The following is a 1,364-nucleotide window of genomic DNA, read 5'->3' as shown; positions in this document are numbered from 1 at the left end:
TCTACAGAGTAAGCAGTTGGTGACCTATGTGGTCTTCCACTCAGAATCATCCGACTCTGCCACAGAAGACGTCCACAATGACATGCGCATTGACGAACTGCGTCACTATTTGCAACAGCAGTTGCCAGAGTATATGGTCCCGCCGAGTTACATGGTCCTCGATGCCCTGCCCCTAACGGCAAATGGTAAGGTCGATCGCAAACGATTGCCCACCCCTGAGTTGATCGGCGATCACCACTCCCCTGACACCTATATTCCCCCACGCAATCGCCAAGAGCTACAGATGGTAAAGCTATGGGAGGAGATTTTAGAGGTTCAACCCATTGGGGTTCGTAGTAACTTCTTTGACTTGGGGGGGCACTCCCTGTTGGCCGTGCGCTTAATGAATCGCATCGAGCAGGACTTCGGGCGCTCGCTGCCTTTAGCAACTCTGTTTCAGGCGGCAACCATTGAGCAGCTAGCTGTAATTCTGCAGCAAGAGCAGGGTGTGGCCTCCCTATCTCCCCTGGTTCCTATTCAGCCCCAGGGGAACCAACAGCCTATTTTCTGTGTTCACCCTGCTGGTGGGACAGTCTTTTGCTATCTGGAGCTATCTCATCTGCTCGGTTCAGACCAGCCCTTCTATGGCTTGCAATCCTTGGGTCAACAAGAAGGGCAAGCTCCACTGACAACGGTGGAAGAGATGGCAACGGTTTACCTCGCTGAGATCGGCAAAGTCCAAGCTCAGGGTCCTTACCTGCTGATGGGTTGGTCTTTTGGTGGGATGGTTGCCTTGCAAATGGCCCACGATTTGCTTTCCCAAGGTGAGCAGGTTGCATTTCTGGGCCTGTTGGATACCTATGCACCGGCCCACATGCCTGATGAGCAAGCCTTATCAGAAGATGTGGAGGTGGTGCTTGAGCTCTTTGGCGGTCCCCTCTCCCTCGATTGGGAAGTCCTCCGGGAATTACCATCGGAGCAACAAGCTGCCTTTATTTTGGAACAGGCTCGTCAGGGCAATCTAGTACCACCAGATTTGGAAGCAGCTCAGATTGAGCGTCTTCTCCAGTTGATGAAGCTCAATCACAAGGCTATGCGCAGTTACTCGCCCCCTAACTATCCAGATGTAATAACACTGCTGCACGCTGAAGCTGGTTCAGTGGCAGTATCCTCAGTAGAAATGACAACCGATCCTACATTGGGTTGGCAAGCGATCTCGCCCTCAAAGGTGGAAGTCCATACCATTCCTGGTTATCACGAGTATATGGTGCATCAGCCCACAGTTGCCATCGTGGCTGAGACCCTCAAAGCCTGTATTGAAAAAACCCTCAATACTGAGTTGTAGGCGTCATCCCAGTGATAATTACTGTTGTTGAGTGCGGTCA

The 1,364-nt window shown here is 52.0% G+C and carries 1 protein-coding gene; it reads left to right on the top strand.

Annotated features, from left to right (window positions below; translation table 11 throughout):
- A partial coding sequence (locus F6K20_RS38675) for a thioesterase domain-containing protein (protein ID WP_287298471.1) occupies positions 1-1,324 on the top strand: 1,324 nt, incomplete at its 5' end.
- Positions 1,325-1,364 lie beyond the last annotated feature (40 nt).

The sequence above is a fragment of the Moorena sp. SIO2C4 genome (genome assembly GCF_010672485.1).
Lineage (GTDB): Bacteria > Cyanobacteriota > Cyanobacteriia > Cyanobacteriales > Coleofasciculaceae > Moorena > Moorena producens.
This window is presented reverse-complemented; position numbering and strand designations above follow the sequence as displayed.